Origin of the sequence: Mycobacterium sp. E1715, from assembly GCF_001667625.1 — a bacterium.
In the GTDB taxonomy this organism is placed as follows: domain Bacteria; phylum Actinomycetota; class Actinomycetes; order Mycobacteriales; family Mycobacteriaceae; genus Mycobacterium.
Map to the genome: position 1 here is coordinate 1 of NZ_LZJJ01000503.1, position 2,622 is coordinate 2,622.

General features: G+C 69.5%; 2 protein-coding genes. Both read right to left on the reverse strand.

All coding sequences use genetic code 11. The features are described 5' to 3' along the window. On the reverse strand, positions 1-1,869 hold a 1,869-nt coding region (locus A9X03_RS24865; protein ID WP_156746665.1), incomplete at its 3' end, for a type I polyketide synthase. After that, positions 1,866-2,622, reverse strand: a 757-nt coding sequence (locus A9X03_RS24870) for a beta-ketoacyl reductase (RefSeq protein ID WP_156746666.1), incomplete at its 5' end; no start/stop codon positions are given. The genes A9X03_RS24870 and A9X03_RS24865, both read right to left, overlap by 4 nt.

Below are 2,622 nucleotides of genomic sequence, written 5' to 3' on the forward strand. Positions count from 1 at the left end.
GATGCCGACCAGTTCGCTGCCGGTGGCGATCACCTCGCGCAGCGAAAACCCGGCCTGGGCAACGAAATCGGGCTCCAACTCGTCGACCGCCGCGGCGAAGGCCGGCTCGTCGGCGAGCAGCCGGCGGCCCATGCCGGCCCATTGCGACCCGCGCCCGGAGTAGACGAACACCGTGCCCGGCCCGACCGCGCCCTCGCGGCAACCCACCAGGCCGGTGGCCGGCTCACCGGCCGCCAGCGCGCGCAACCCCGCGACCGCCTGGTCCCGATCGACGGCGGCCACCGTGGCGAACGCGGCGTGCCGGGCCCGGTGATGGTTGAGGGTGTGCGCCACGCCGGCCAGCGGCAGCGTGGCGCCCGGACCGTCCAGCCAGTCGGCCAGCACCGAGGCCGTCGCGGCCACCCGCTGCGGAGTCCTGCCCGACACCACCAACGTCGACACCGCCGGCTCTGAGCCACGGCGGTCCGGAATGACTTCCGGCGCTTGCTCGATCACGACATGCGCGTTAGTCCCGCTCACGCCGAACGACGACACGCCGGCCCGGCGGGGCTGCCCGCTCTCCGGCCACTCCATGTCTTCGGTGGTGATCGTCAGCCGCGACACGTCCTCGCTGGCGTGGGGCGTGAGCTCGCGGAAGTTCAGGTTGCGCGGGATGCGACCGTTGCGGACGGCCAGCACCGTCTTCATGAACCCGGTGATGCCGGCCGCCGCCTCCAGGTGACCGAGATTGGTCTTGACCGCCCCCAGCACCAGCGGCGCGCGGCCCTCGCGGTCGGCGAAAACCTTGCTCAGGGAATCGAGTTCGATCGGGTCGCCGAGCGGCGTGCCCGTCCCGTGCGCCTCGATGTAGTCGATCTCGGCCGGGGTCAACTTGGCCGAGGTCAGCGCCTGCCGAAGCAGCGCCTGCTGCGCGGGGCCGTTGGGAACGGTGACGCCGCTGCTGGCGCCGTCCTGGTTGACGGCCGAACCGCGAACCACGGCGAGGATGCGATTGCCGTCGCGTTGCGCGTCGGACAGCCGCTTGAGCACGACCACCCCGCAGCCCTCGCTGCGCACGTAGCCGTCGGCGTCGGCGTCGAACGTCTTGCACTGCCCCGCGGGCGACAACATGCCCCACCGTGAGCAGGCGATGCTGGTGCCGGGGCTCAGCAGCAGGTTGGTGCCGCCGACCAAGGCCGTGTCACTTTCGTTCCAGCGCAGGCTCTGGCAGGCCAGGTGAATCGCCACCAGCGACGACGAGCACGCCGTGTCGAGGACCATCGCCGGGCCGCGTGCGCCGAGCAGGTACGCCATCCGGCCCGCGGCGAAGTTGGCGGAGTTGCCCGTCAGGACGTAGGCGTCGAGCTCCTCGGGTCGCATCGCCTCGGAGAGCGTGAGCATGTAGTCGTAGGCCGTCACACCGACGTACACCGAGGTCTGGGTGCCGCGGATGGTATGCGGCGGAATCCCCGCGTCTTCCAGCGCCTCCCAGGCCACCTCGAGGAACAGCCGCTGTTGTGGATCCATCGCCGCCGCCTCGCGTGGGGTGATGGAGAAAAACTCGGCGTCGAATTCGTCCGGCTGCCAAGTGGAAAGGAAGCCGCCTTCGCGGTTGCAGATGGTTCCCGGCACGGTGTGGTCGTCGGTGTACAGGGCGTCCGCGTCCCAGCGCTCGGGCGGCACCGGCACGATGCCGCTTCGCCCGTCGCGCAGCAATTCCCAGAATTGGTCCGGGTTGTCCACCCCGCCGGGCAACCGGCAGCCCATCCCGATCACCGCGATCGGCTCGGTGCCGGCCTTCTCGGCGATCTCCAGCCGGGCGCTCAGATCGTCGATCTTGTGCAGCGCCTCGGTGATGATCGCCCGGCGGTCCGGTGTCGAGGTGGTCATCGCGTTCCTCTGAGTCGTTCCGAAAGGTGTTCCAACAACTCGGCTTCGGTGAGTTCGTCGTAGACGTCGGAGGCGGGTTCGGCATCCGGTTCGGCGAGTTCGGGCAGCATCGTCGCCAAGTAGTCGGTGAGGCTGTACACGGTCGGGTAGTCGAAGATCACCGAAGCCGGCAGGAATTCACCGAGACTGTCCGACAACGCGCGCTGCAGCGTGACGCTCATCAGGGAGTCCATTCCGAGCTGGAAGAAGCCGATCGAGGGATCCAGCGACTCGCTGGGTGGTAGCCCCATCACCCCGGCCGCCAGCAACCCGACGTGGTCCAGCAGCATGTCGTGGCGGCGTTCGGGCGGGCACTTACTCAGGCCGACGCGGAATTCGCTTGCGGGCATGGCGGTTTCGCCGGGCACCGGAAGCAGGTCGTCGACGATGTGCAGCGCGCCGCGGGTGCGGTAGGCGGCCGCGAGCAGTGGCCAATCCGCTTCTACCACAATGGAATGCACGCCTGCGGCGGGGCTCATGGCCCGCGGCAGAGCGCCGATGGCGACCTCGTCGTTCATGGGCACCAGCCCCGAACCCATGCTGACCTGGCCGAATTGGTGCTCGGCGTCGGACAGGGATTTCCACAGTCCCCAGTTGACCGTCGTCGCCGACAATCCCATCACGTGCCGCGCGTACGCCAGGGCGTCCAGGTAGCCGCTGGTGGCGGTGTAGTGGGCCAGCCACCGCGAACCGGTGAGGCCGGAGATGGAGGAG